The sequence below is a fragment of the Tessaracoccus sp. MC1627 genome (assembly GCF_014164725.1).
Taxonomy (GTDB): Bacteria; Actinomycetota; Actinomycetes; order Propionibacteriales; family Propionibacteriaceae; genus Arachnia.
Genome location: NZ_JACJGA010000001.1, coordinates 808,973 through 834,184 on the forward strand (window position 1 = coordinate 808,973; position 25,212 = coordinate 834,184).

Sequence of the window (25,212 nt, forward strand, 5' to 3'; positions counted from 1 at the left end):
GGGGTCAGAACTGCGCGGACTCGGTGGAGTCCTCGAGGGCGGTGGTGGAGCTGGAGGGGTTGATCGCGGCGGCGATGGCGTCGAAGTAGCCGGTGCCGACCTCCCGCTGGTGACGGGTGGCGGTGTAGCCGCGTGCCTCGGCGGCGAACTCGCGCTCCTGCAGCTCCACGTAGGCGCTCATCTGGCGGGTGGCGTAGCCCTCAGCCAGATCGAACATGGAGTAGTTGAGGGCGTGGAACCCGGCCAGGGTGATGAACTGGAAGGCGTAGCCCATGGCGCCCAGCTCGCGCTGGAACTTCGCGATGGTGTCGTCGTCGAGGTGCTTCCTCCAGTTGAACGACGGCGAGCAGTTGTAGGCCAGCATCTGGTCAGGGTGCTCAGCCTTGATGGCCTCTGCGAACTCCTTGGCGGCGGCCAGGTCCGGGACGCCGGTCTCCATCCAGAGCAGGTCGGCGTACTTTGCGTAGGCCTTGCCGCGGGCGATGCTCGGCTCCATGCCGGGGCGCACCTTGTAGAAGCCTTCGCTGGTGCGCTCGCCGGTGATGAACTCCTGGTCGCGCTCGTCGACGTCGGAGGTGATCAGGGTGGCGGCCTCGGCGTCCGTGCGGGCGATGATCACCGTCGGCACGCCCGCGACATCAGCCGCCAACCGGGCCGCGTTGAGCGTGCGCTCGTGCTGCTGGGTGGGGATGAGCACCTTGCCGCCGAGGTGGCCGCACTTCTTCTCGGCCGCCAGCTGATCCTCCCAGTGCACCCCGGCCGCGCCGGAGGAGATCATGGACTTCATCAGCTCGTAGGCGTTGAGGCTCCCGCCGAAGCCGGCCTCGGCGTCGGCGACGATGGGAACCAGCCAGTCCTCGACCGTGCGGATGCCCTCGGCGTGCTCGATCTGGTCCGCGCGCAGCAGTGCGTTGTTGATCCGCCGGACCACCTGGGGCACCGAGTTGGCGGGGTATAGCGACTGGTCCGGGTAGGTGTGCCCGGAGAGGTTGGCGTCGGCGGCCACCTGCCAGCCGGAGAGGTAGATGGCCTTCAGGCCGGCCTTGACCTGCTGCACGGCCTGGTTGCCGGTCAGCGCGCCCAGCGCATTGACGAAGTCCTCGCTGTGCAGCTGCTCCCAGAGCTTCTCGGCGCCGCGGCGCGCCAGGGTGTGCTCCTCCTGGACGCGGCCGCGGAGGCGGACCACGTCGTCGGCCGTGTAGTCGCGCTGGACGTGGGTCCAGCGGGGGTTGATCTTCCAGTCGTACTTCAGGAGCTCTGCGGACATCGGGTCGTTCATGGGATTTCCTTCCGGTGGTGGCGGCGTCTCTGCTGCCTCGTGCGGTGCGATGTCACCATCCTGGGCGGATCTGCCAGCATTTGGTCAGAAATTCCTGGTGAAGAAGCGCAGAAATTCCGTTAGCATCAATTTCATGCCAGTCGACGACGATGGACCCGTGCGAGCCCCAGACCTCGAGGGGCCTTTCGACCCGTTTTCACTGGGACGACGGCTCCGCCACCTCCGCAAGGAGCGCGGCCTCACCCTGTCGCAGGTATCGGAGGAGTCCGGGCTGGCCGCCTCCCAGCTGTCGCTCATGGAGAACGGCAAGCGCGAGGCCCGCCTTTCGCAGCTCCAGGCGCTGGCCCGGGTCTACGGGGCGACCCTGGATGACCTGACCGCACCCGTGCCCAGCCGCCGGGCGCAGCTCGAAATCGAGCTGGAGCGCCTGATGCGGTCCCCGCTGGCCCGGGCCAAGGGGTTGCCCGTGGTGCGGATCTCGCCCCGGATGCCCCTCGACGTGCTCGAGGCGCTCGTCGCCCTGCACCGGGAGCTCGCCCACGACGCCGCGGAACGAATGGCCACGCCTGAGGAGGCGCGGCGGGCGAACGCGCAGCTCCGCGACGAGATGCGGGGGCGCGATAACTACTTCGGTGCCATCGAGGAGCAGGCCGCCGCCCTGCTGAAGCGATGCGGGTACGTCTCCGGCCCTCTGTCTCAGCACCTCATCGGTGAGATCACGACGCACCTCGGCTTCACGCTGCACCACGTGGGGGACCTGCCGCATTCCACGCGCTCGGTGATGGACCTGAAGAACAAACGCATCTACCTGGCCGCGGCCTGGTCCAGGGAGTACGACCCCCGATCGGTCCTCCTGCAGGCGCTCGGCCATCACATCCTGGACCACGCGCCGCCGGCCAACTACGGCGATTTCCTCCGTCAACGCATCGAGACCAACTACTTCGCCGCGGCCCTCCTGCTCCCGGAGGGACCCGCCGTCGAGTTCCTCCAGAAGGCGAAGGCGCGCCGGGAGCTGGCGCTGGAGGACCTGCGGGATTCCTTCGCCGTCAGCTACGAGGCGGCCGCGCACCGGTTCACCAACCTGGCGACGAAGCACCTCGGGATCCCCGTGCACTTTCAGCGCGTCCACGAGTCGGGGATCATCTACAAGGCCTACGAGAACGACGGGGTGGCGTTCCCCCGCGACAATCTCGGCGCCATCGAGGGTCAGCCGGCCTGCAGGTACTGGACCTCTCGCGAGGTGTTCGATGTCGCGGACAAGTTCAACGCCTTCAACCAGTACACGGACACGCCCACGGGCACCTTCTGGTGCACCGCGCGGGTCGAACAGACCGGCTCGGGTCTGTTCTCCACGGGGATCGGGGTGCGGTACCGGGACTCGAAGTGGTTCCGCGGCCGCGACACGAGGGAACACTCAGTGTCCACGTGCCCGGACCCCTCCTGCTGTAGGCGTGCCCCCGAGGATCTGGCGACGAGGTGGTCGGGGCACTCCTGGCCGAGCGCCCGCACCCACGCCCACCTGTTGGCGGCGCTGCCGCCGGGCACCTTCCCCGGCGTCGACGACACCGAGGTGTACCAGTTCCTGGACGCCCATCACCAGCAGTAGTGGGCCGGTGGTGTTGCTGCGGGTGAATCCTCGGCTGCGCTACCGTGAAGACGACTGTTAGAAGGAGACCCCCGTGGACATCATCCTGATCATCCTCATCGTCCTGGTCGTCGTCGCTCTCGCCGTGGTGGGCTGGGGCGTGAGCGCCTACAACGGCTTCGTCCGTAGCCGCAACCTGATCCAGGAGTCGTGGCGCCAGATCGATGTTGAGCTCAACCGCCGCTACGAGCTGATCCCCAACCTGGTCGAGACCGTCCGCGGCTACGCGGCGCACGAGCGCAACACGCTCGAGCAGATCACGGCCCTGCGCAACACCGCCCGCTCCCTCTCCCAGCAGAGCCACGGGCAGCCGAGCGAGCAGCGCGCCGCCGTCGAGTCCGAGCTGACGCAGGCCGTGCACAACCTGCTGGTCTCGGTCGAGGCCTACCCGGATCTGAAGTCCAACACCAACTTCCTCGAGCTGCAGCGCGAACTGACCGATACCGAGGACCGGATCGCCGCCTCGCGCCGCTTCTACAACGCCAACGTGCGTGATTACAACACGCGCATCGAGTCGGTCCCGAGCAACATCATCGCCGGGTTCGCGAAGTTCGAGAAGGCCACCTACTTCGAGGTCAACGACCCGATCGTGCGCCAGGCCCCCGACGTGAACTTCGGGGAGATCTCGCAGCGTCCCACCGCCTCACCTGAGCCGCAGCAGCAGATCCAGGCGCCCAGGTACGACGACGTGGCCCAGCCCTACCAGCCGCCGCAGCGCGCCCAGGACCAGCCCCCGGCCCAGCCGGCGGTGCCCCCGCCGTCGCAGAATCCCACGCAGGGCGAGGGCGGCTACCGTCCCCCGTTCTCCAGCTGACCTGCGCGCCGAGGCCCGCTCCCATGCGTGGGGGCGGGCCTCGCGCATGCCCAGGGGAAGGATCCTCGCTGGTTGAGCCCGCCGCGGCGCGAAGCGCCCGCGGCGGCGTCGAAATGGACTCGGGTGTGATGAATCTCTGAACTGGTTGACATTTCAACAACAGTCGTTTAAGGTTGTACCAACAGCCCACGAAAGGAACACCTCATGGCCCTCAACGAACTCAACGGCACCTACGTTCTCGATCCCTCCCACAGCACCTTCTCCTTCGTGACCCGCCACGCGATGGTCACCAAGGTCCGCGGCTCCTTCGAGCAGTTCGAGGGTGCAGCAGTTGTCGACGCCGCCAACCCCGCCAACACCAAGCTGGACGTCACCATCGACGCCGCGTCGATCACCACCCGCAACGCCGACCGCGACGGTCACATCCGCTCCGCCGACTTCTTCGACGTCGAGAACCACCCCACCTGGACCTTCAAGGGCACCGACTTCGCCATCAAGGGCGACGTCGTCGAGGTGACCGGCGACCTCACCATCAAGGACACCACCCGTCCCATCACCCTCCCGCTGGAGTACCAGGGGGCCGCCAAGGACCCCTTCGGCAACGTCCGCGTGGGCTTCGAGGGTTCCACCGACATCCTGCGCTCGGACTTCGGTCTCACCTGGAACGCCGCCCTCGAGACCGGCGGCTTCCTGGTCTCGGACAAGGTCGCCATCGAGGTTGAGATCTCCGCGATCCAGCAGGCCGCCTGATCCACCCACACAGCGCCCCGGCCGATCGGCCGGGGCGCTGTCGCGTCCCCGTCGCTTGCCTCTCAGGACGGAGTGGGACAAGCTTCGCTCCGTGACCGACGCCGAGCCCCACGACCCGACGGCGCCCACCGTCGGTGTCGGCCCGCACCCCCAGCCCTGGCCCGACGACGAGCGCCTGGATCCCGAGTTCCTCGCTGAGGGCGACCGCCGCAACGTGATCGACCGGTACCGCTACTGGCGGATGGAGGCGATCGTCGCGGACCTCGACCGGACGCGGGTGCCTCTGCAGGTGGCCATCCAGAACTGGGAGCACGACTTCAACATCGGCTCCATCGTCCGCACGGCCAACGCCTTCAATGTCGCGGCGGTGCACATCGTGGGTAGGCGACGGTGGAACCGCAGGGGAGCGATGGTGACCGACCGCTACCTGCACGTTGTCCACCACGAGGACGAGGCGTCGCTGTTGGCTCACCTCGCCGAGCAGGGCGTGACCCCGATCGGGGTCGACAATCTTCCAGGGTCGGTGCCGCTCGAGACCGCACAGCTCCCAGAGCGCTGCTGCCTGGTCTTCGGCTCCGAGGGCCCGGGCCTGACCGAGGCGATGGTCGCGGGGTGCGAGCGCCTCGTCGCGATCACGCAGCGGGGATCGACCCGCTCGATGAACGCCGGCGCCGCCGCGGCCATCGCGATGTACCACTGGAGCCTGCAGCACGCCGGCCTCCGCTGACCCGCGGGCTATTGTGGCGACCATGCAGCCAGAGCGTTTCGCGGCGGGCCTGACCCCCCTTCCGACGGCGGCCCGCGTGACACAGAAGCGCGGTGCGCTCCGCTGGCGGATCATCTCCACCGTCATCTCGCTGGCCATCCTGGCCGTCATCATCCTCACCGTCGGACGCGACTGGCCGCAGGAGTGGACCATCGCCATGGTGGCGATCTGGGTGGGCTCGTCGGCTTTCTGGATCGTGGTCTCGGTGTTCGGCCTGCAGCGCGCCAAGCGTGACCTTGGCCGCATCCAGGACGGAGTCGCGTTCTACCTCGATCCCGACGGTGTCGAGTTCGTCACCCCGCCTGCGCCGCCAGTCCCGTGGGATCGCGTCACGGCCCTCAAGCTCACCGGGGGACTCTCCGGTGCCGGGCCGTCCGTCGTACTGGAGGCCGACGGTGTCGCGGTGGCCAAGGTGCCCGCAAGCTTCGTCGACGCCAGCCCGGCGGTGATCGACTCGGCTGCCCGGGCCTACTCGCTCGGCCGCGTCGGATTGGACGTCTCAGCGCTCGACAGGGTGCTCTGAGCTGAGCGCTCCTGAGTGCTGACCCCGCCCTCCCTCCCGGGACCCTGAGGCGATAAGGTTGGGGCGACCCGAAGTCTCACTCAGAAAAGAGGCATCCATGCCCATTGCTACTCCCGAGATCTACGCCGAAATGCTCGATCGGGCCAAGGCGAACAAGTTCGCCTACCCGGCTATCAACATCACCTCATCGTCGACGGTGACCGCGGCCATCCAGGGGTTCGCGGAGGCTGGCTCTGACGGCATCATCCAGGTTTCGACCGGCGGCGCCGAGTACGCCTCCGGGTCCACCATCAAGGACAAGGTCACCGGCGCCGCTGCGCTCGCGGCGTACGCGCAGGAGGTGGCGAAGAACTACCCCATCCAGATCGCGCTGCACACCGACCACTGCCCCAAGGACAAGCTGGACTCGTTCGTCCGTCCGCTGCTGGCCATCTCGGCCGAGCGCGTGAAGAACGGACAGCTCCCCCTGTTCCAGTCCCACATGTGGGACGGCTCGGCCGTGCCGATGGAGGAGAACCTGCAGATCGCTGACGAGCTGCTCGCCCTCACCAAGGCCGCCAACATCATCCTCGAGATCGAGGTCGGTGTCGTCGGTGGCGAAGAGGACGGCGTCTCCGCCGAAATCAACGACAAGCTCTACACCACCATCGAAGACGGCATGCGCACCATCGAGGTGCTCGGCCTGGGCGAGAAGGGTCGCTACATGACGGCCCTCACCTTCGGTAACGTGCACGGTGTGTACAAGCCGGGCGCGGTCAAGCTGCGTCCCGAGGTGCTCAAGGAGATCCAGGACGCCGTCGGCGCCAAGTACGGCAAGGACAAGCCGTTCGACCTGGTCTTCCACGGCGGTTCCGGCTCCACCGCACAGGAGATCTCCGACGCGGTTGACTTCGGCGTCATCAAGATGAACGTGGACACGGACACGCAGTACGCGTACACCCGTCCCGTCGTCGGTCACATGTTCAGCAACTACGACGGCGTCCTCAAGGTCGACGGCGAGGTGGGCAACAAGAAGCACTACGACCCGCGCGCGTGGGGCAAGCTGGCCGAGGCCGGCATGGCCGCCCGCATCGTGGAGGCGTGCGAGAACCTCCGCTCCGCCGGCACCACGATGGGCGCCAAGTGAGCTGAACCACGGTTCGAACGGCGTGTGGCCGGTCCCTTCGGGGGCCGGCCACACGCCGTTTCCGTTGGCTGAGGTGCCGCCCTGCATCGCTGGCTGAGGTGCCGCGCAGCGGCCTCGAAGCCTATGAAACGTGAGCTGACAAGGTCACCTTCTTGAGGCTTCGAGTCTCGTCGCTTCGCTCCTCGCGCCTCAGCCCGCGGGGGTTGTCCTGTCGCTGCGCTCCCTCGGCCGCGGGGTTGAGTCCGTTCCAGCGGGATTGGTCGCGGCGCTCGTGGCGCTCTCCCCTTCCCGCTGGCTGAGGTGCCGCGCAGCGGCCTCGAAGCCTATGAAACGTTGGCTGACAAGGTCACCTTTTTTAGGCTTCGAGGCTCGTCGCTGCGCTCCTCGCTCCTCAGCCCGCGCGGTTGTCGCTGCGCTCCTCGCTCCTCAGCCCGCAGGGATGGTCGCTGCGCTCCTCGCGCCTCAGCCCGCGGGGATGGTCGCTGCGTTCCTCGCGCCTCAGCCCGCGGGGTCGTAGCTGGGCTTCTGGCCCGAGGGCCGGCGGGTCGGGTGTGGTCGCTTCTCGGCCGGGGTGGTTACTTCAGGGAGGTGTAGGCGCCGCCGTCGATGAGGCTGGTGAAGCCCAGGTCCTCCATGATGTCGATCGCGGCCGCGGACCGGTTGCCGGAGCGGCAGTACACGACGTAGGTGTCGTCCTTGGGGAGCTCTCCGACGCGGTCGGCGAAGTCCGCGGCCTGGACGTCGATGTTGAGCGCGCCTTCGATGTTGCCGGCCGCGTACTCGGAGGGGGTGCGCACATCGATGACCGTGGCGCCGTCGGTGATTGCCGTGCGTGCGGTGTCGGCGCCGGCGTCGGAGCATCCGCTGAGCCCGAGCAGGGCGGCGACGGCGACGAGGAGGGCGAGGAGGGGCATGCGTAGCTTCATGCGCACAGTCTATACCCCTACGGGTATACGTTCGTCACAGTTCGGTAACGACGGTGGCACCTCGGATCGCGGAATGATAGCGTTAGCATCCGTCGGGCTGGGCGCGAGAGCCCAACCGATCCGGCAGGTACGAAGGAGTACGTGTGACCAAACTTCTAGAGCTGAAGAACGTCTCGAAGACGTTCCCGGGCGTGAAAGCGCTGAGCAACGTCCACCTGGATCTCAACGCGGGCGAGGTGCTCGGCCTGTGCGGCGAGAACGGCGCCGGCAAGTCCACGCTGATGAAGATCCTCACCGGCATCTATACCCCGGATCCCGGGGCGGAAATCTGGCTGCAGGGCAAGCGGGTGGAGGTACGCAACACCAACCATGCCCGTGACCTTGGCCTCAGCATCATCCATCAGGAACTCAACATGGTTCCTGACCTCACCGTCGCCCAGAACCTGTTCCTCGGCCGCCCCGGCAGCCACAAGGGCGGCTACATCGACGACGCCAAGCTGAACCGTGAGGCCGCAGAGCTGATCGACAGGCTCGGCATGAACCTCAATCCCAAGACCTATGTCCGCGACCTCTCCGTCGCGCGCCAGCAGATGGTCGAGATCGCGCGCGCCCTGTCCTACGATTCGCGGATCCTGGTCATGGACGAGCCGACGGCGGCCCTCACGCTCGCCGAAACCGACGCGCTCTTCGGCATGATCCGCGACTTCATCACGCCGGAGACCGGCCTGATCTACATCTCCCACCGTATGCCGGAGATCGAGGAGATCACCGATCGAGTCTCCGTGCTGCGTGACGGCCAGTACATCGGCACCGTCGTCACCAAGGAGGTCGAGATCCGCGAGATCATCTCGATGATGGTGGGCCGCGAGGTCTCGGGCGACGCCCGACCCCGCACCAAGCCGGTCTCCGACGAGGTGGTCCTCAAGGTCGCAGGCCTCAACAGCAAGAAACTTGTCCGGGACGTGGGCTTCGAGGTCCGCAAGGGTGAGGTGCTCGGATTCGCAGGGCTGATGGGCGCCGGGCGCACCGAGGTGGCTCGTGCCGTCTTCGGCGCGGACCCACGCACCAGCGGAGACATCTTCGTGCACGGCCAGAAGGTGAACATCCGCACCGCGGCAGACGCCGTCCGCGCCGGCATCGGCTACCTCTCCGAGGACCGGAAGCAGTTCGGGGTCCTGCTGGATCAGGACGTCAAGGCCAACACGGCCATGGCGGCCATGAAGGACTTCCACATCGGCGGTTTCATCCTCGACGGCAAGATCAAGACTGTCGGCACCGAGTACTCGCAGAAGCTGCGCGTCAAGACCCCCAACGTGAATCAGCTGCTGGGAAAGCTCTCGGGCGGCAACCAGCAGAAGGTGGTCATCGCGAAGTGGCTCGTGCGCAACTGTGACGTGCTGATCTTCGACGAGCCCACCCGCGGCATCGACGTCGGCGCCAAGGAGGAGATCTACAACCTCATCGAGCAACTGTCCGGTCAGGGCAAGGCGATCATCGTCATCTCGTCCGAGCTGCCGGAGGTGCTGCGCGTGTCGCACCGCATCGCCGTCATGGCACACGGGCACATCACCGGTTTCCTCAACAACGAGGACGCCTCCCAGGAGAACATCATGGAGCTCGCCACCGTCGGCATGGCTCAGTTGAAAGGACACGCAGCGTGAGCACTGACACCGCCACCAAGGCAGCACCAGCCGAACCCTCCCGGGTGCAGCAGTTCCTCAAGTCGTCGCTGCAGCAGGTGTTCGTCTTCGCCGCGCTGATCGTGGTGTTCGTCTTCTTCATGATCTTCGCGCCCAACTTCAACGCCGGCGTCGTCATCCCCAACATCCTGCTCCAGGCCGCCGCCATCGGCACGATGGCGCTCGGGGCGACGTTCGTGATTGCCACCGGCGGCATCGACCTGTCGGTGGGCACCGGCATGACGTTCACCGCCGTCATGGCGGGCGTGTTCATGTCCGCGGAGTTCATGAACCTCCCCCTGGGCATCGGCCTGCTCCTCACCATCGTGGTGGGCGCGGCGATGGGCCTGGTCAACGGCCTCCTCATCGCGTATCTCCACATCCCGCCGTTCATCGCCACGCTCGCGATGATGATGGTCACCCGAGGGTTGTCGCTGATCATCTCCAACGCCTCCAGCATCAAGATCGCCAACCCGGACTATTCGCTGATCTCCAACGGGCGGATCATCCCCTTCCTGTCCAACGCGGCGCTCATCTTCGTCTTCATGGGCATCATCGCCGCCGTCATCCTCGGGAAGACCCTGCTCGGGCGCTACGCCCTGGCGATCGGCTCCAACGAGGAGGCCACCCGGCTGTCGGGCATCAACGTGAAGTTCTGGAAGGCGCTCGTCTATGTCACCGCCGGCGTGTTCACCGCCTTCGGTGCCATCCTCTACTCCGGCCGCTTCGGCTTCGTCCAGCCCGCTGAGGGTCTGGGCATGGAGCTCCAGGTCATCGCGGCCGTGGTCATCGGCGGCACCTCGCTCTCCGGTGGCCGCGCCAACATCGTCGGCACCATGATGGGCGCCCTGCTCATGATGACGCTGACCGTCGGCCTCCAGATGATGGGCGTCGCCCAGCAGTGGCAGCTCGTCGTGACCGGCGTCGTCGTCCTCCTCGCCGTCTACGCGGACATTCTGCGCCGTCAGCGCGCCTCCGCCGTCTAGATCCACCCACAACTTCATCCACGTCACGGGAGGGCGGTCCTCCCAGAAACCGAAAGGAAACCGCCATGCGCATGCTGCGCTCCGCACTGGCAATGTCGTCAGTGCTCGTCCTGGGCCTCACGGCCTGCTCCACCTCGTCCACCACCACTTCGTCGGCCCCTGCCCCGGCAGAGACCACCGCGAGTTCGTCCGCACCTGCCGAGTCCTCGGCCCCCGCCGAGGCGGGCGAGATCCCGATGGGCGACGGCACCCAGACCATCTACCTGGTGTCCAAGGGCTTCCAGCACCGCTTCTGGCAGGCAGTCAACCAGGGCGCCGAGGAGGCCGGCGAGGAGTTCAACTACAACGTCGAATTCGTGGGCCCGGAGAACGAGCAGGCCGTCACGCAGCAGCTCGATCAGCTCCGCACCGCCCTGCAGTCGGCTCCGGCCGCCATCGGCTTCGCCGCCCTGGACTCCGGCGCAGCCGGCCCCGTCCTGGCTGAGATCCAGGCCGCCAACATCCCGATCATCGCCTTCGACTCGGGTGTGGATTCCGACATCCCGCTGACCACCGTCTCCACCGACAACAAGGCCGCGGCTGCTGAGGCGGCCAAGAACATGGTCGAGCTGCTGGGCGGCACCGGCACCGTCGGCATGGTCTGCCACGACCAGACCTCGGCCACCGGCAAGCAGCGCTGCGAGGGCTTCCAGGAGTACATGGCCGCCAACGCGCCCGACATCAAGGTCCTTGACCCGCAGTACGCGGGCGAGGTGGGTCTCGCCGCCAACACCGCCAAGGCCCTCATCCAGGCCAACGCGGACATCACCGGCATCTACGGCTCCAACGAGGCCTCGGCCATCGGCGCGCTCCAGGGCGCCATCGAGTCCGGCAAGGAACTGACCGTCGTGGGCTTCGACTCCGGTAAGGCCCAACTCGACGCCATCCGCAACGGCCAGCAGGCCGGCGCCATCACCCAGTCGCCCGTCAAGATGGGCTACGAGACCGTCGTCGCCGCCATCCGCGCCATCGACGGCCAGGAGCTGCCGAAGATCATCGACTCCGGCTTCGCCTGGTACGACGCCAGCAACATCGACGATCCCGACATCGCCGCAAACCTCTACGAGTGAGAGATACGGGGTGGGCCTTCGGGCCCACCCCGTCCCACGCCCCCACATCCCGTACCCCGGGCGCAGCCCCTGCCGGCCAGCTGCGCCCACCGCACCGCACCGGCACCCATGAGAACCGCAAGACATTGATCAAAGAAGGTGTGTTTCGTGTCCAACTACCCCAAGATCGGCATTCGCCCCATCATCGACGGGCGGCGCAACGGCGTCCGTGAGAGCCTCGAAGACCAGACCATGAACATGGCGCTGCGCGTCAAGGAACTGTATGAGGCCGAGCTGCGCTACCCCGACGGCACCCCCGTCCAGGTGGTCATCGCCGACTCGACGATCGGCCGAGTCCCCGAGGCCCAGGCCACGGCTGAGAAGTTCAAGCGCGAGAACGTTGGCCTGACGCTGTCGGTCACGCCGTGCTGGGCGTACGGCTCCGAAACCATCGACATGGACCGCACCATGCCCCACGCCATCTGGGGCTTCAACGGCTCGGAGCGCCCGGGGGCCGTCTACCTCGCCGCCGCGCTCGCCGGTCACACCCAGCTGGGCATCCCCGCCTTCGGCATCTACGGCGAAGAGGTCCGCGACGCCGACGACGACTCCATTCCCGACGATGTGCGCCAGCGGCTGCTGGACTACGCGGGCGCGGGCCTCGCCGTCGCGCTCATGAGGGGCAAGTCCTTCCTCTCCATCGGCGGCGTGTCCATGGGCATCGCCGGCTGCGTGGTCAAGGAGGAGTTCTGGAACTACTGGCTCGGCATGCGCAACGAGTACGTGGACATGGTGGAGCTCGAGCGCCGCATCAAGCTCGGCATCTACGACGAGGCCGAGTACGAGAAGGCCTACGCCTGGGTGCGCGAGAACCTCGTCCAGGGGGAGGACTTCAACCCCGAGGAATGGCAGCGCTCCGCCGAGGACCACGAGGAGTGGTGGGCCTACGTCACCAAGCTCGTCCTGATCGGCCGCGACCTCATGATCGGCAACCCGAAGCTCGCCGAGAAGGGGTTCGGGGAGGAGGCGCTGGGTCACGGCGCGCTCGTCTCCGGCTTCCAGGGGCAGCGCCAGTGGACCGACTACCTGCCCAACGGCGACCTGATGGAGACCCTCCTCAACACCCAGTTCGACTGGAACGGCAAGCGCCAGCCGCAGGTCATGGCCACGGAGAACGACAACCTCAACGGCGCCTCGATGCTGTTCAACTACCTGCTGACCAACCGTGCGCAGATCTTCTCCGACGTGCGCACCTACTGGAGCGCCGATGCCATCGAACGCGTCACGGGGCACCGCCCCGAGGGCCGCGCGGCCCAGGGCGTCATCGACCTGCGCAACTCCGGCGCCACCACCCTGGACGGCACCTTCGCCGCGAAGGACGCCGACGGCAACGCCTGCATCAAGCCCTGGTGGGAGCTGACGGACGAGGACATCGCCGCGATGACCGAGGCCACCACCTTCCACCCGGCCAACACCGGCTACTTCCGCGGCGGCGGCTTCTCCACCCACTTCCGCTCCGCGGGAGACGTGCCGGTCACCATGACCCGCATCAACTGGGTCGACGGGCTTGGGCCGGTGCTGCAGCTGGCCGAGGGCTACACCGTCGAACTGCCAGACGAGGTGGCCAAGACCATCGAGCTGAGGACCGATCCGGGGTGGCCCACCACCTGGTTCGTGCCCACCATCACCGGCGAGGGCGCCTTCACCTCTGTCTACGACGTGATGAACGCCTGGGGTTCCAACCACGGCGCGATCAGCTACGGCCACATCGGCCACCAGCTCATCACGATGGCCTCGATGCTCCGCATCCCCGTCAACATGCACAACGTGTCGAGGGAGCGGATCTTCCGGCCGAAGAACTGGCTGGGCTTCGGCTCCGCCGATCTGGAGGGCGCGGACTACCGCGCCTGCGCGCAGTTCGGTCCGCTCTACAACTGACGTCTCGGGTTCCCCCAGCCTGAGGCGGTGACCCCGCCGCGACCCATACTGGGAACGCGGCGGGGGTTTAACCCCCCGACGCCCCGATCCCACCAGGAGGACCACCGTGAATCCAGTCACCGCGCTGGCCGTGGACCTCGGCTCGTCGTCGGGCCGCGTCATCGCCGGCACCTTTCGCGACGGCAGGGTTGAGGAGGTGGAGGTGCGGAGGTTCGCCCACGAGGCGATGCTGCGCGGCGGCTACCTGGCGTGGGATCTGGACTTCATCTGGGCCGAGGTGGTCGCGGGGCTGCGGGACGCCGTCGCCCGCTTCCCAGACGCCATCAGCGTCTCCGTCGACACCTGGGGCGTGGACTACGTCCCCCTCGATGCCGAAGGCGATCGGCTCACCCCCGGCCGCGCGTACCGCGACGAACGCACCGCCCGGACGCACGCAGCGTTCCGCGCTCGGCTCAGCGACCAGGCCGCCTGGGACGCCACCGGCATCGCGCCGGCCACCATCAACACCGCCAACCAGCTGTTCGCCTTCCTGACGGAGGAGCCGGAGGTGGCGGCGAGGGTGGATCAGATCCTCCTGCTGCCCGACTACTTCACCTACCTGCTTTCCGGGGTCCGGGGCTGGTCCCGGTCACACGCGTCATCGACGGGTCTCTGCCGCCCGGGGGCCGATGAGTTCAGCGATGAGGTGTTCGACGCGCTCGGCATCCCGCGCCGCTGGGTGGGGGAGGTCACCCGCGAACACGCCGTCGTCGGGCCGTGCACCGTCGCCGGGTTGGAGCAGCTGACGGCGGTCACCGCCGGCGCGCACGACACCGCCTGCGCGGTCCACGCGCTTCAGCGCGACGTGGACGACGAGTCCCTCTTCCTGTCCTGCGGGTCCTGGTCCGTGTTGGGCGTGCTCCGCGACGAGCCGCTCATGTCGCGGGAGGCGTACCAGTTGGGCCTCACCAACGAGGCGCGCGCCGACGACGGGCTGCGCCCCCTGTTCAACATCACGGGGCTGTGGATCCTGCAGGAGTGCCAGCGTGAGTGGAGGGCCACCGGCGGCGTCCACGACATCGTGGAACTCGTTGCGCGGGCAAGGGCCGCCGAGCCGCTGGGCTACCTGATCAACCCCGACGAGCCGCAGTTCGCGCAGCCCGGAGGCATGGTGGGGCGGGTGACCGACGCGCTGCGCGCCCAGGGCGCTGACGTGGAGGGGCTCGACGAGGGGGCCGTCGTGAGGGTGGTCCTCGAGTCGTTTGCCGCCCGGTACGCGCGAGGGGCGGCGGATCTCGCGGCCCTCACCGGCCGCTCAGCCAAGCAGCTGAACCTCGTCGGTGGTGGCTCCCGCAACGCGCTGCTCTGCCAGCTCACCGCCGACGCGATCGGGGTGCCGGTCATCGCCGGGCCGGTGGAGGCCTCCGTTCTCGGCTCGCTGCTCGCGCAGCTCGAGATCATGGGCCGGCTGGATCCGCGGGACCGCAACGCCGTGATCGGCGCGTCGGCGAGAACCGTGCGCTACGAGCCGCGGCCATGAGCAGGCGGGGGGAGCGGGCGAATCTCCGCGACATCGCCGAGGCCGCGGGGGTCTCGATGCAGACGGCATCGCGGGTGGTGCGCGGCGTGGACGTGGTGGCCGAGGCCACGCGCGCCCGCGTGCTGGCCGCCATCGAGGAGCTCGACTACCAGCCCAACATGGCGGCGCGTTCGCTGTCGGCCCGCCGCACCGGGTCGGTGCACATCATCGACGCGGTGCCGCTGCTCCACGGCCACGCCACCACCTACGTCGTGATCTGCCAGCAGCTGGCGGCGCTGGGCCTGCATATCTCCACCTCCGTCGTCAGGTCCGAGCTCGGCGGGCTCGCGCTGCGCGAACTCGTGCCGGTAGGCGCCGACGGTGTGGTGATCCTCGGCGGTCGCTACGAGCCGGGGGAGTGGGTCAACACGGTGGCCACCCGGCTGCCTACGGTCTACGTGGGTCAGGTCAAGGAGCTGCCGCCGCTGGCCGTCGGGGTCGCGGTGGATCACCGGGCCGGAGCGCTGATGGCCGTCGAACACCTCGTCGGGAGGGGCGCCACGCGGATCGCCCACGTGGAGGGGCCCACTGAGTGGATCGACGCGCGGTTGCGGCACGAGGGCTACCTCGCCGGCTGCGCGGCGGCCGCCCTCGAGCCGTTGGTCCTCCAGGCCGGATCCTGGGACGCCGCGGCTGCCAGCCCGTTGATGACCGGTCTGGATCGGCGCGTGGACGGGATCTTCGCGGCCAACGACCACCTCGCACTGGGCTCCATGACCGCACTCCAGTTGGCGGGGCGGAGGGTGCCCGGCGAGGTCCGGGTGGTGGGGTTCGACGATGCGTTGGGCTCGGAGTCGTTCCTGCCGCCGCTGACCACCGTCCGTCAGGACTTTCGGGCGGTGGGAGAAGCGGCCGTGGCAGCGCTGAGCCTCCTGCTCAACGGTGACGAGGCCCACTCCACCATCATCACGCCCACCCTGGTGGTGCGCTCCAGCACGTGATCACCACGGCGGCAGGAAGCCGTGCACCGTCCCGGTTCACCCCTTCGGCCGTTGAACCTCAGGACAACCCAATCCGCCGGAGGCCCTCCGCGTCGGCCCAGATCAAAGGAGAACAATGCTCTACGGACCCATGACCCACCCCCAGCTCCTCGGCGCCCTCGGTCGCGCCGGCCACAGCTCCAAGGTCCTCATCACCGACGGCAACTACCCGGCGGCCACCGGCGCCCCCGTCTCGGCGGAGCGGATCTACCTCAACCTGGCGCCCGGGCTGCTGACGGTCTCAGACATCCTCGAGGTGCTGAAGCTCACCATCCCGATCGAGCAGGCGGGGATCATGGTCCCCGCCGCGGACGCCACAGAGGTGCCCGAGTCCATCCCGGCGCACGATGAGTACCGCGCGGCATTGCCGGGCATCGAGGTGGTGGAGATCCCGCGGTGGGACTTCTACGACGTGGCGAAGTCCGAGGACGTGTCCGTCGTGATCGTGAGCGCGGACCAGCGGCTGTACGCGAACCTGATCCTCACCGTCGGGGTCCGCCAGCCCGGCGAGTAAGTGTCCGGTGACTCGATCCCTGAGGAGGTGCACCGCTGAAGCGGGGGTGGCGGTGTCTTCCCTTCGATCCCTGAGGAGGCGCACCGCCGTAGGCGCGGGTGCCGTCTCGAAGGGTCGTGTCGTGACCTGGCAAGGGTTCTTGCTGCGGGTTTGAGTGACGACCCTTCGAGACGTCCCACGGTCGCTTCGCGACGCGGAACTCCTCAGGGAGCGGGGTAGTGGGTCCCACGGTCGCTTCGCGACGTGCAACTCCTCAGAGGAGCGAGGTCAGGGGATCCGCTTGGTCCACGCCTCGGAGGAGAACTTCGTCTCCACCAGGTGCTGAGCGGCGGCCAGCTCCGCGTCGGTGTAGCCCCGACGCTGGGTGGCGTAGCGCCCCTCGAAATGGGCGAGGAACGACGCAATGATCTGATCGCGGGGGAGGCGGGTCTGCGATCGCAGCGGGTCTACCCTCTTATTCGCCGACTTCGTGCCCTTGTCGGAAAGCTTCTCGCGGCCGATGCGCAACACCTCGAGCATCTTGTCCGCGTCAATGTCGTAGGCCATCGTCACGTGGTGCACCACCACTCCACCCGTCACGCGACGCTGAGCGGCGCCGGCGATCTTCCCCTTGTCCGAGGCGATGTCGTTGAGCGGCACATAGCGGGCGTTGACGCCGAGCTCGGCCAGAGCGCCCATCACCCACTGGTCCAGGAACTCGTAGCTACGTTCGAAGCTCAGCCCCTCCACCAGCGACGCGGGCACCACCAGCGAGTAGGTCACGCAGTTGCCGGGTTCCATGAACATAGCCCCGCCGCCGGTGATCCGGCGCACCACGTTGATGCCGTGGCGCCCCCGGCCCTCGTCGTCGATCTCGTTGCGGTAGGACTGGAAGGATCCGATCACCACCAGCGGCTGGTCCCAGTCCCAGATGCGGAGGCTGGGGTTGGCCTCGCCTCGGGCGAGCCTGCCTGCGATCACCTCGTCGAGGGCGACGTGCATCCGCGGATCCATCGAGACCGGGCCTATGACGTCGAACAGGTGATCCGACCAGTCGGAGGCGTGCCCCAGGGCGCGGCGCACCGCGATGCCCACTGCCTCGGGGGTGAAGCCGATCAGTGTCGCGGCGGGGTCCAGCCGGGCGACGATGGCGGCGGCGAGATCCGCGACAGACGACGTGTCCGGCATGCCGAGCAGGGCGCCGTTGATGTCGTCGAGCGCCTCGTCGGGCTCCAGGAAGAAGTCCCCCGAGACCGCGGCCTCGGTGATCTGGCCGTCGTCACTCTCCACATCGACCGCGACCAGCTTGCCGCCCGGGACCTTGTACTCACCACGCATGCCCCGACCCTATCGGGGCACTCCTAGCGGGCTTGGATCAGCTCCACGATCTGGGTGGGCGTGGGGACGCGGCCGTAGGAGACGACGTCGCCGTCGATCACCAATCCTGGGGTGGACATCACGCCGTGGGCCATGATGTCGGCGTATTCGGTGACCTTCTCCACCTCGGCGTCGACGCCGAGCCGTGTGAGGGCCTCCCGGACGTTCTTCTCGAGGTTGGTGCAGTTCTTGCAGCCGGGGCCGAGGACCTTGATGAGCATGGGGTTCCTTCTTTCAGGGGGTCAGGCGAACAGATTGAATCCGAAGCCGATGGCCATGATGGCGATCGACACGCTGCCGAAGAACAGTGCGAGCAGCTTGGGCTTGAGGACCTGCTTGAGCAGGATGAACTCCGGCAGGGAGAGCGCGACGGTGGCCATCATGAACGACATCACCGTGCCGAGCGCCATGCCCTTGGTCCAGAGCGCTTCGGCGATGGGGATCACCCCTGCCGCGTTGGCGTAGAGGGGCACCCCGGCCAGGGTGGCGAGCACGACGGCGAACGGGTTGTCCGCGCCGGCGTAGGTGGCGAAGAAGTCTGTGGGTACCCAGCCGTGGATGACAGCGCCCACTCCGACGCCGACGAGGATCCACTTCCAGACCCGGCCTACGATGTCGCGGGTCTCCTCGAGGGCCGCCTCCACCCTCTCGTGCAGTGTGGGGCGGTGCCCGTCGGCGTGCAGCACGGCGACGGGGGTCTTGAAGACGAAGTCGGCGACGAGGTGATCCAGCTTGAGCCGGCTGTAGAAGAAGCCCAGAGTCACGGCTGCGGTGAGCCCCGCGACAACGTAGGCGATGGTGTTGGGGATCCCGAAGGTGTCTGCCAGCAGCACCACGGCCACCTCGTTGACCAGCGGCGACGCGATGAGGAACGTCAGCGTGACCGCCAGCGGGATGCCCGCGCCCACGAAGCCGATGAACAGCGGGATGGAGCTGCAGGAGCAGAACGGCGTGATGGCGCCGAACAGGGCGGCTAGGACGAGCGAAAGCCACAGCGGCTTCCCCTCCAGGAAAACGCGTACCCGCTCGGGACGAAGCGTGGTGCGGACCATGCCGATCACGAAGATCATGCCGACCAGCAGCAGGATGATCTTGGAGGTGTCATAGAGGAAGAAGTGGACGGCGCCCGGGATGCGCTGGGTCAGGTCCAGCCCGAGCGCACGTTCGAACAGCGCGTCCCAGAGAACCTCGTTGAGCGCATACAGCCCGGCCCAGACCACGGCCGCCGCCGCGAGGGCGGCGATCAGGCGTTTGGTGGAGCGGGGGGTGAGTGTCGCGGACACCGGTCAGCCTCTCAGCTCGCCTGGCAGAGCGGAGCGGACAAGCGCGGCGGCGCCGTCGGCCAGCGTGTAGTCGATCCAGCGGCCGCGACGGGTGCCGACGATCAGGCCCGCCTCGCGCAGCACCTTGAGGTGGTAGCTGAGCAGGTTGGGGGCGATGTCGATCGTGGCCTGGAGGTCGCAGACGCATTGTGTCGACGACGACAGCCTCGACAGCACCCGCCACCGGATGGGGTCCGCGACAGCCTGCAGCACCGCCACCGCGCGATCCTCGCGCAAGGTCAGTTCAATGAGGCTTGATTCAAGCATGATTGAATCGTACGCCTCTGGTTGACGGGCGGCGGGCCGGGGTGGGTTAGGCGGCGGAATCCGGGGTGGCAAGGAGCCGGCGTACCCCGCTGCGGGCGAACATGAGGACGAGGATGAGAGCGGTGACGGCCCAGAAGCCGCCGAGTTTCACGCTGTCGCCGAAGAGCAGGGCGATCAGCTCCAGGACGACGAACTTGCTGCTGACGAGCAGCGCCCAGAGCAGAAGACCAGCGACGATGCGGCCCACCGGCGTCGTGGCTGCCTTGAACCGTGCCTTGGCCCGATCCTTCAACGCCACCACCACCTCCAGCACCAGCTTGAGGATGACGGCCGTGAGCAACGAGAGAGTGAAAGTCTCTGAGATCACAGCGGGCATATACTCCGCGGCCAGGTTGAGGACCACCACGTAGACGAAGACATCGACCACATCTGCGGCCGACAGCCACCGACGCCGGGGTGCCGCAGGATCTGCCATGGGCTCATCCTAGGGACGCGTCCCCCCGGATCGGGGGAGGTGCCCACGAGGCACACTGCCGTAGCCTGTGTGCCGGCGGTCACGCCCGGTGGGGGCGTTGGACCCGCACCGCACACGGAGGGTCACATGAAGCAGCACCTTCAGCAGTACCTGCGCAGCCTGAACCCGGTTGGTGTCGCGATGGGGGCCGTCCTGCTGGCGCTGTCGCTCACGCCGTCGCTGCTTCCGAGGCCCGCGGTCCTGCAGGGTGTGGGCTCCGGCATCGTGTTCGGCGTCGGCTACCTGATCGGCGTGGCGCTGGCCGTCCTGGGGGCGAGGCTGACCCGGTGGCGTCCACCGCAGGAGTGGCTGCATTGGCTGCGTCTGGTGGGATGGCCCCTGTACGGCGCGGTCCTGATCGCTGCCATGATCGGCGGCGTCGCCGCGCAGAACGAGGTGCGCCGCCTCGTCGAGCTGCCCCCGCAGGACAACGTCAACATCCTCGGGTTCGTGGTGGCGTTGGCTGTTGCCAGCCTGGCGAGCCTCGGACTCGGCCGCCTGGTCCGCTCCGCGTGGCGGCGCACGCTGCGTCGGATGGTGGAGGGCGGACGCACCCCCGCCGTCGCCCTCAAGCTGGCGAGCCTCCGGGCCGCCGCGGCGTCGGTCCTGATCCTGGCCCTGCTGGGCATCGGCTTCTTCGGGCTGCTCAATGTCGCGTACCGGGGCATCAACGGCCAGCCGGCGGGCGGTGTCGTCGCGCCCGGTGCCGCGGAACGCTCGGGCGGGCCGGGGTCCGAGGTGACGTTCGAGGAGTTGGGGCGCCAGGGCGGGGACTTCGTGACCGGCGGCCCGACGGCCGACGAGATCAGCGCGCTCACCGGGGAGCCCGCGATGACCCCCGTGCGCGTGTACGTGGGCGTGGGTGCGGGCGGCACGCTGGCGGACAGGGTGGCGACCGCCGTCCGGGAACTCGTGCGCACAGGCGGCTTCGAGCGGGAGGTGCTCGTGGTCGCGGCCACCACCGGCTCAGGCTGGGTGGAGCCGCAGGGCGTGGACTCCGTCGAGTACCTGCACTCGGGCGACACGGCGACGGTGGCCCTCCAGTACGCCTACACCCCGAGCTTCGTGTCCGCGGTCACCGCGCCGGAGCTCACCGTCGAGGCCGCCTCTGCGCTGTTCACCGGGGTGCGGGGCCACTGGCTCACCTTGCCGGAGGAGGAGCGTCCCAAGCTGGTGGTCTACGGGCTCAGCCTCGGCGCCCAGGGCCTGATGAACGCATTCGGCAGCGTGGACGCGCTCGCCGAACGCACCCAAGGAGCGCTGCTCGTCGGGCCCACCTACGCCACGCCCCTGTGGCAGGAGCTGCAGGCGACGCGCGACGCAGGATCACCGCCGTGGCAGCCGGTCCTCGACGGCGGGCAACGGGTGCGCTGGGCCTCGCAGTCCGGAGACTTCGACACGCTGGAGGGGGACTGGTCCGAGCCGCGGGTGGCCATCCTCCAGCACGCAACTGATCCGATCACGTGGCTGGGGCCTGAGCTCATCTGGCAGCGCCCGGAGTGGTTGACCGAGGGCGGCAGGGCGCCGGACGTGAGCCCGCACATGCGCTGGATCCCGGTGGTGACGGCGGTCCAGGTCTTCCTGGACATGCTTGTCAGCGTGGACGTCCCCGCCAGGCACGGGCACGCGTTCGGCGACGTGATGATCGACGGCTGGGTGGCCGTCACCGGCGACGGGGGCCTCGATGAGGCGACGATCGCGGAGATCCGCGCCGTCATCGAGGACTACTGGGTGATCAAGCCCGTCAACGTCTGAGCCAGGATCGCCAGCGAGGTCACGCCGAGCAGCGCCGCGAAACCGAGGCCCAGGGTCCTGGCCGGGAGCCGTCGGCCCACCCTGCCGCCGAGGATGGCGCCGACGGCGGCCAGCGCGCTGAACCATCCGATCATCGTCCAGTCGATGTCGGTGGCCACCGTCAGCCTGGTGGCGAGCGCCACCAGCGAGTTGAGGACGATGACCAGCAGAGACGTGGCCACCGCCTGCTGCATCGTGAACCCCAGGGCGAGCACGAGGGCGGGGACGATGGCGAACCCGCCACCCACTCCGAAGAACCCTGTGAGCAGGCCTACCCCGGTCGCGGTCAGCGCCACGAGGCCGACCTGGCGCCAGTTGACGCGAAGCGGTTCGCGTTCAATCATGGGCGGCACATGGCGCGGCGAGGCCGACGACGGGCGAAGGAATTTCTTCGCCATCACCGCCGCGACGATGAGCAGCAGTACCGCGAACAGGGCCATGAGAACGTTGCCCGGCATCTGCATCGACAGCAGCGATCCGCCGATCGCCCCCGCGGAGCCCAGTGCGGCGAACGCCACCCCTTCGGAGGGGCGGACAAGACCGGCCCGCCAGTGCCCGATCATCCCGGCGCTGGCTGTGACGCTGACCACGATCAGCGAGCCGGCCATCGCGGCGGCGGGCGGCTGACCCGCCAGGTACACCAGCACCGGGACGGTGATGATCGCCCCGCCTCCCCCGAGCGCCCCCATGATGAGGCCCACGGCGATGGCCAGGGGGGCGATCCACCACGTCATCGGCTGCCTGAGCCCGCCCCGTGGAGGCGCGCCGAGACGGGGAGGCCCGCGGAGATCCAGCCCAGGGTCCCGCCGCTGACGGAGATCGCCTGACGCCCGGCGTCGGCCAGCGCGCGCGCCCCGGTCATCGACCGGCGGCCGCTGCGGCAGACCACATAGATGGGGCGGTCCGTCGGCACCTCGTCGACCCGCGACGCGACCTCGCCGAGCGGGATCAGGATCGCCGACGGCACATGGCCCTCGGCGTACTCATCCGGTTCACGGACGTCGAGGATGAAGTCGCCCCGCTTCCAGGCGGCGTGCAGCTCCGAGATGGTGCACTCGACGACATCGGCCGTGCTCACTGCGCACTCGCCATCGGCAGGCCGTTCTTCTCTGCGTTCTCGAAGTTGTCGTCGATGATGACGACGTTGAGGCCCTTCGCCGCCAGGATCGAGCCAGCGATGGAGGAGCGGTAGCCGCTCTGGCAGTGCACCCAGATCTCGCCGTCTGGGGCCTCGCTGATGCGCGTGAGCAGGTCGTGGAGCGGGATGTTGACGGCGCCGTCGATGTGCGCGGTGTCGTACTCGGAGGTGCGCCGCACGTCGAGGATCTCCACCTGGCGGTGGTGCCGGACCTGGCTGAGGTCGCCGAAGTTCGCCTGCTGCAGCGTGGCGGGGGCGTCGGTCCAGTCCTCCGGGGTGCCGGTGGCGCTGGCGGCGACGTGCTCGATTCCGATGCGCACCAGCTCCCGCTGCGCCTCGGCCACCTGCTCCCTCGACTCGCCGAGGAGCGTCAGCGGGGTGCCCCACGGGATCATCCAGCCGATGTAGGTGGAGAGCTGTCCGTCCAGGCCGAAGTTGAAGCTGCCGGGCACGTGTCCGGCAGCGTAGGCCGTGCGATTGCGCAGGTCCACCACCCACTCGCCCTTCTCGAGGCGGGCGCGGATCTCGTCCTTGTCCGCCTGCGTGGGCTCGGCGAGGTCGGGCGCACCGGGACCCGACGAGTTGGCCGGGGCCATGTGAGCGTAATACGCGGGGTAGACGTCCAGGCCGGCGAGGATCTCGTCGATCCACTCGGTCTCGTCCTGCGTGAGCACAGGATTGGTCCGCTTCTCGCGCCCGATGGTGGACTCGGTGCCGCTGGTCTGGGTGGCCGCGCAGAAGCTGCCGAAGCCGTGCGTGGGCATGATTTCCGTGGCATCCGGGAGCTCGGTGGCGAGGCGGTGTGCCGAGTGGTACTGGTGCCGGACCAGGTCGTGGGTGTGCGCGGCGCCGAGCAGGTCCGGGCGTCCGGTGGCACCGAACAGCAGGGATCCCCCGCTGAAGACCGCCTGACCCTGGGCGTCGTCGTCGTCCGCGGTGGGGTTGAAGAGGACGTAGGACAGGTGGGTGAACGTGTGCCCGGGGGTGGCCAGCGCTTTGACCGACATGGTGGGTGACACCTCCACCACCTGCTCGTCGACGATGGGGGTGCGCTCGAACGACACCGTGTCTGCCGCGTTGACGTAGTAGTCCGCGCCGCGTTCGCGCGCCAGGGCCAGGCCGCCGGTGACGTAGTCGTTGTGGATGTGGGTCTCGAAGACTGCACTCAGCTGCACGCCCTCGTCGTCGAGGATCGTCGTGACGCGATCGATGTCGCGCTGGGGGTCGATGACGAACGCCACGTTCCCGTCGTGGACCACGTAGCTGCGGTCGCCGAGGGTCGGGGTGGCAATTGTGATGATCTTGGCCATGGGTCACTCCTTCGTTTCACAGGAGTATATACCCCAGGGGGTATAGGTCGTCGAGCCTCAGCAGACCATGACGGGGTGCGCTCAGGGGAGCGTGGTCGTCCCGTGCACCTCTTTCCAGTCCGAGATGAAGGCGTCGACGGCGTCCTCGATCATGGGCGCCGACAAGGCCTGGCGCAGCAGCTTCGGCGACAGCGTGACGGCGTGCGCGCCCGACTCCAGAGCGTGTGAGACCTGCGAGATGTTCTTGAAGCTGGCCGCCATGATCTTGCTCGGTGCGTCGAAGCGGTCGATGAAGCTGGCCAGGGTGCTGATCATCCCGCGGGTGTCGATGTCCAGGCTCTGCATGCGGTTGTAATAGGGCGCCAGGTAGTCGACGCCGGTCGCGATCGCGAGGAATCCCTGCGTCTTGGAATAGATGGCGGTCGCCGTGACCCTCACACCCTCCTCCTTGAGGGTGCGCATGGCCTGGATGCCGGCCTCGGTGGTGGGGATCTTGGGGTAGACGTTGGCGTCGATCTTGTCCAGCAGGCGGTGGGCCTCGTCGATCATCCCCTGCGCGTCCTTGGCCAGCACCTGCACGTGAAGCGTGCGGTTCGGGCCGATGATCGAGCGGATCCGCTTCAGGTGGGCGTAGAAGTCGATCTGGCCCTCCTTCTTGAGGATCGACGGGTTCGTCGTCACGCCCGTGACGGGGTAGATCGGGGTGAGGCGCTCGATGTCGTCGAGGTTGGCGGTGTCGAACAGGATGTCCATGGGAGCCTTTCGGGATGCGTGGCGGGGCCTCGGCCCACCTGTATTCCACCACCGTGGGAGCGCGAACGGGAGGGATCGTCGGCGATCCGGGCAGATGCCCAGCCGGGGGCTACCGTCGGTCGTGTTCCGGCGGGACAATGTGCTCAGCCCTGCCGCACGGTGGCCGTGGGGTGGTTCAGGATCGAG

General features: G+C 68.1%; 25 protein-coding genes. 14 read left to right on the forward strand and 11 right to left on the reverse strand.

What is annotated here, in order from left to right:
- Window positions 1-4 precede the first annotated feature (4 nt).
- The gene (gene aceA / locus H5399_RS03675; RefSeq protein ID WP_370585684.1) at window positions 5-1,267 is read right to left on the reverse strand and encodes an isocitrate lyase; all 1,263 of its coding nucleotides are present in this window, start codon (window positions 1,265-1,267) and stop codon (window positions 5-7) included.
- Window positions 1,268-1,412: 145 nt separating this feature from the next.
- Between aceA and H5399_RS03680 the strand changes: the two genes are divergently transcribed.
- The 6 genes from H5399_RS03680 (at window position 1,413) to fbaA (ending at window position 6,903) form a co-directional block, all read left to right on the forward strand.
- Window positions 1,413-2,885, forward strand: a complete 1,473-nt coding sequence (locus H5399_RS03680; RefSeq protein WP_182781640.1) for a helix-turn-helix domain-containing protein — start codon at window positions 1,413-1,415, stop codon at window positions 2,883-2,885.
- A gap of 73 nt (window positions 2,886-2,958) precedes the next feature.
- A complete protein-coding gene (locus H5399_RS03685; RefSeq protein WP_182781641.1) occupies window positions 2,959-3,738 on the forward strand; it encodes a LemA family protein in 780 nt (259 codons plus the stop codon).
- 204 nt (window positions 3,739-3,942) lie between these two features.
- The gene (locus tag H5399_RS03690; RefSeq protein ID WP_182781642.1) at window positions 3,943-4,488 is read left to right on the forward strand and encodes a YceI family protein; all 546 of its coding nucleotides are present in this window, start codon (window positions 3,943-3,945) and stop codon (window positions 4,486-4,488) included.
- Window positions 4,489-4,579: 91 nt separating this feature from the next.
- Window positions 4,580-5,215 carry a TrmH family RNA methyltransferase gene (locus tag H5399_RS03695; RefSeq protein ID WP_182781643.1) on the forward strand — a complete coding sequence of 212 codons (636 nt, stop codon included), beginning with the start codon at window positions 4,580-4,582 and terminating at the stop codon, window positions 5,213-5,215.
- 22 nt (window positions 5,216-5,237) lie between these two features.
- Window positions 5,238-5,777: a hypothetical protein gene (locus H5399_RS03700; protein ID WP_182781644.1), complete on the forward strand. Its 540-nt coding sequence runs from the start codon at window positions 5,238-5,240 to the stop codon at window positions 5,775-5,777.
- A gap of 97 nt (window positions 5,778-5,874) precedes the next feature.
- Entirely contained in the window at window positions 5,875-6,903 is a 1,029-nt protein-coding gene (gene fbaA, locus H5399_RS03705) for a class II fructose-bisphosphate aldolase (protein ID WP_182781645.1), read from the forward strand.
- Window positions 6,904-7,478: 575 nt separating this feature from the next.
- Here the strand turns inward: fbaA and H5399_RS03710 are convergent.
- Window positions 7,479-7,829 carry a rhodanese-like domain-containing protein gene (locus H5399_RS03710; protein ID WP_182781646.1) on the reverse strand — a complete coding sequence of 117 codons (351 nt, stop codon included), beginning with the start codon at window positions 7,827-7,829 and terminating at the stop codon, window positions 7,479-7,481.
- Window positions 7,830-7,972: 143 nt separating this feature from the next.
- Between H5399_RS03710 and H5399_RS03715 the strand changes: the two genes are divergently transcribed.
- The 7 genes from H5399_RS03715 (at window position 7,973) to H5399_RS03745 (ending at window position 16,572) form a co-directional block, all read left to right on the forward strand.
- Window positions 7,973-9,490: a sugar ABC transporter ATP-binding protein gene (locus tag H5399_RS03715; protein ID WP_182781647.1), complete on the forward strand. Its 1,518-nt coding sequence runs from the start codon at window positions 7,973-7,975 to the stop codon at window positions 9,488-9,490.
- Window positions 9,487-10,494 (forward strand): ABC transporter permease, encoded by a 1,008-nt coding sequence (locus H5399_RS03720; protein ID WP_370585674.1) that lies wholly within the window; start codon window positions 9,487-9,489, stop codon window positions 10,492-10,494. Before H5399_RS03715 ends, H5399_RS03720 begins: the two co-directional genes overlap by 4 nt.
- Window positions 10,495-10,559: 65 nt before the next feature.
- Complete coding sequence (locus tag H5399_RS03725) at window positions 10,560-11,603, forward strand: ABC transporter substrate-binding protein (RefSeq protein ID WP_182781648.1); 1,044 nt, start codon at window positions 10,560-10,562, stop codon at window positions 11,601-11,603.
- Between the two features lie 147 nt (window positions 11,604-11,750).
- Complete coding sequence (locus H5399_RS03730; RefSeq protein WP_182781649.1) at window positions 11,751-13,520, forward strand: L-fucose isomerase; 1,770 nt, start codon at window positions 11,751-11,753, stop codon at window positions 13,518-13,520.
- A 106-nt stretch (window positions 13,521-13,626) separates the two neighbouring features.
- Window positions 13,627-15,039: an FGGY-family carbohydrate kinase gene (locus H5399_RS03735; protein ID WP_182781650.1), complete on the forward strand. Its 1,413-nt coding sequence runs from the start codon at window positions 13,627-13,629 to the stop codon at window positions 15,037-15,039.
- Entirely contained in the window at window positions 15,036-16,019 is a 984-nt protein-coding gene (locus H5399_RS03740; RefSeq protein WP_182781651.1) for a LacI family DNA-binding transcriptional regulator, read from the forward strand. The genes H5399_RS03735 and H5399_RS03740 overlap by 4 nt, the downstream gene beginning before the upstream one ends.
- 115 nt (window positions 16,020-16,134) lie before the next feature.
- Entirely contained in the window at window positions 16,135-16,572 is a 438-nt protein-coding gene (locus H5399_RS03745) for an RbsD/FucU family protein (RefSeq protein WP_182781652.1), read from the forward strand.
- Between the two features lie 267 nt (window positions 16,573-16,839).
- Here H5399_RS03745 and H5399_RS03750 read toward each other — a convergent pair whose 3' ends face one another.
- The 5 genes from H5399_RS03750 to H5399_RS03770 are packed head-to-tail and all read right to left on the reverse strand — an operon-like array spanning window position 16,840 to window position 19,992.
- Window positions 16,840-17,889 (reverse strand): biotin/lipoate A/B protein ligase family protein, encoded by a 1,050-nt coding sequence (locus tag H5399_RS03750; protein ID WP_182781653.1) that lies wholly within the window; start codon window positions 17,887-17,889, stop codon window positions 16,840-16,842.
- A 23-nt stretch (window positions 17,890-17,912) separates the two neighbouring features.
- The gene (locus H5399_RS03755; protein WP_182781654.1) at window positions 17,913-18,149 is read right to left on the reverse strand and encodes a thioredoxin family protein; all 237 of its coding nucleotides are present in this window, start codon (window positions 18,147-18,149) and stop codon (window positions 17,913-17,915) included.
- A 21-nt stretch (window positions 18,150-18,170) separates the two neighbouring features.
- Window positions 18,171-19,211 carry a permease gene (locus tag H5399_RS03760; RefSeq protein WP_182781655.1) on the reverse strand — a complete coding sequence of 347 codons (1,041 nt, stop codon included), beginning with the start codon at window positions 19,209-19,211 and terminating at the stop codon, window positions 18,171-18,173.
- Window positions 19,212-19,214: 3 nt separating this feature from the next.
- Complete coding sequence (locus H5399_RS03765; RefSeq protein ID WP_182781656.1) at window positions 19,215-19,517, reverse strand: helix-turn-helix transcriptional regulator; 303 nt, start codon at window positions 19,515-19,517, stop codon at window positions 19,215-19,217.
- A 46-nt stretch (window positions 19,518-19,563) separates the two neighbouring features.
- Window positions 19,564-19,992 carry a hypothetical protein gene (locus H5399_RS03770; protein WP_182781657.1) on the reverse strand — a complete coding sequence of 143 codons (429 nt, stop codon included), beginning with the start codon at window positions 19,990-19,992 and terminating at the stop codon, window positions 19,564-19,566.
- Between the two features lie 126 nt (window positions 19,993-20,118).
- On the opposite strand from H5399_RS03770, the gene H5399_RS03775 reads away from it, so the two are divergent.
- The gene (locus H5399_RS03775) at window positions 20,119-21,786 is read left to right on the forward strand and encodes an alpha/beta-hydrolase family protein (protein WP_182781658.1); all 1,668 of its coding nucleotides are present in this window, start codon (window positions 20,119-20,121) and stop codon (window positions 21,784-21,786) included.
- On the opposite strand, the gene H5399_RS03780 is transcribed toward H5399_RS03775, so the two are convergent.
- The 4 genes from H5399_RS03780 to H5399_RS03795 all read right to left on the reverse strand — a co-directional run bounded on the left by H5399_RS03780 (window position 21,756) and on the right by H5399_RS03795 (window position 25,026).
- Complete coding sequence (locus tag H5399_RS03780) at window positions 21,756-22,559, reverse strand: sulfite exporter TauE/SafE family protein (protein ID WP_182781659.1); 804 nt, start codon at window positions 22,557-22,559, stop codon at window positions 21,756-21,758. The two genes, H5399_RS03775 and H5399_RS03780, sit on opposite strands and share 31 nt — an antisense overlap.
- Window positions 22,556-22,903, reverse strand: coding sequence for a rhodanese-like domain-containing protein (locus tag H5399_RS03785; protein WP_220490761.1), 348 nt, complete (start codon window positions 22,901-22,903; stop codon window positions 22,556-22,558). The genes H5399_RS03780 and H5399_RS03785 overlap by 4 nt, the downstream gene beginning before the upstream one ends.
- Complete coding sequence (locus H5399_RS03790) at window positions 22,900-24,273, reverse strand: MBL fold metallo-hydrolase (RefSeq protein WP_182781660.1); 1,374 nt, start codon at window positions 24,271-24,273, stop codon at window positions 22,900-22,902. Before H5399_RS03790 ends, H5399_RS03785 begins: the two co-directional genes overlap by 4 nt.
- A gap of 81 nt (window positions 24,274-24,354) precedes the next feature.
- Window positions 24,355-25,026 (reverse strand): fructose-6-phosphate aldolase, encoded by a 672-nt coding sequence (locus H5399_RS03795; protein ID WP_182781661.1) that lies wholly within the window; start codon window positions 25,024-25,026, stop codon window positions 24,355-24,357.
- Window positions 25,027-25,212: the final 186 nt, after the last annotated feature.

Bases quoted from the DNA above. Each gene is read 5' to 3' on its own strand.
- H5399_RS03680 (WP_182781640.1), top strand. From the start codon at position 1,413: ATGCCAGTCGACGACGATGGACCCGTGCGAGCCCCAGACCTCGAGGGG.
- H5399_RS03790 (WP_182781660.1), bottom strand. From the start codon at position 24,273: ATGGCCAAGATCATCACAATTGCCACCCCGACCCTCGGCGACCGCAGC.
- H5399_RS03750 (WP_182781653.1), bottom strand. From the start codon at position 17,889: ATGCGTGGTGAGTACAAGGTCCCGGGCGGCAAGCTGGTCGCGGTCGAT.
- H5399_RS03710 (WP_182781646.1), bottom strand. From the start codon at position 7,829: ATGAAGCTACGCATGCCCCTCCTCGCCCTCCTCGTCGCCGTCGCCGCC.
- fbaA (WP_182781645.1), top strand. From the start codon at position 5,875: ATGCCCATTGCTACTCCCGAGATCTACGCCGAAATGCTCGATCGGGCC.
- H5399_RS03795 (WP_182781661.1), bottom strand. From the start codon at position 25,026: ATGGACATCCTGTTCGACACCGCCAACCTCGACGACATCGAGCGCCTC.
- H5399_RS03700 (WP_182781644.1), top strand. From the start codon at position 5,238: ATGCAGCCAGAGCGTTTCGCGGCGGGCCTGACCCCCCTTCCGACGGCG.
- H5399_RS03725 (WP_182781648.1), top strand. From the start codon at position 10,560: ATGCGCATGCTGCGCTCCGCACTGGCAATGTCGTCAGTGCTCGTCCTG.
- H5399_RS03775 (WP_182781658.1), top strand. From the start codon at position 20,119: ATGAAGCAGCACCTTCAGCAGTACCTGCGCAGCCTGAACCCGGTTGGT.
- H5399_RS03745 (WP_182781652.1), top strand. From the start codon at position 16,135: ATGCTCTACGGACCCATGACCCACCCCCAGCTCCTCGGCGCCCTCGGT.
- H5399_RS03765 (WP_182781656.1), bottom strand. From the start codon at position 19,517: ATGCTTGAATCAAGCCTCATTGAACTGACCTTGCGCGAGGATCGCGCG.
- H5399_RS03780 (WP_182781659.1), bottom strand. From the start codon at position 22,559: ATGACGTGGTGGATCGCCCCCCTGGCCATCGCCGTGGGCCTCATCATG.
- H5399_RS03740 (WP_182781651.1), top strand. From the start codon at position 15,036: ATGAGCAGGCGGGGGGAGCGGGCGAATCTCCGCGACATCGCCGAGGCC.
- aceA (WP_370585684.1), bottom strand. From the start codon at position 1,267: ATGTCCGCAGAGCTCCTGAAGTACGACTGGAAGATCAACCCCCGCTGG.
- H5399_RS03770 (WP_182781657.1), bottom strand. From the start codon at position 19,992: ATGGCAGATCCTGCGGCACCCCGGCGTCGGTGGCTGTCGGCCGCAGAT.
- H5399_RS03690 (WP_182781642.1), top strand. From the start codon at position 3,943: ATGGCCCTCAACGAACTCAACGGCACCTACGTTCTCGATCCCTCCCAC.
- H5399_RS03755 (WP_182781654.1), bottom strand. From the start codon at position 18,149: ATGCTCATCAAGGTCCTCGGCCCCGGCTGCAAGAACTGCACCAACCTC.